Annotated in this window: 1 other RNA gene; it reads right to left on the reverse strand. The window is 55.1% G+C overall.

From position 1 onward, the window contains the following. Nucleotides 1-352, reverse strand: a transfer-messenger RNA (tmRNA) gene (gene ssrA / locus ACO0K4_RS19590); the annotation flags it as partial.

Here is a 352-nt window from a genome sequence, read left to right on the forward strand (position 1 = left end):
TGGAGATGGCGGGACTTGAACCCGCGTCCGAAAGATTCGACCCTCGGATCTCTACGAGCGTAGTTGGATATTTATCTTATTCTGGCGGCGCTCGCCAACATTGCTCCGGCAGAACCAGCCGCTTGGACCCGAAAGCCCTCTTTCACATACTTAGCAGCCTCGTATGCGGCACTCTGACATTGTGACGCCTGCTCTATCACCGGTCAGAGAGCGGGACAGGCAGACGTGACCTCACGCAGAGGTCATGTGCTCATATCCCTAACTAAGCAGCCAGGGGCAGAGCAGCATATGAAGTGCGGTTGGCACTTGATTTTTTGTGCTGATTTTACGAGATCGGCACCTCTCGGCTCGC

The sequence above is a fragment of the Undibacterium sp. RuTC16W genome (assembly GCF_049339445.1).
GTDB lineage: Bacteria > Pseudomonadota > Gammaproteobacteria > Burkholderiales > Burkholderiaceae_D > Undibacterium.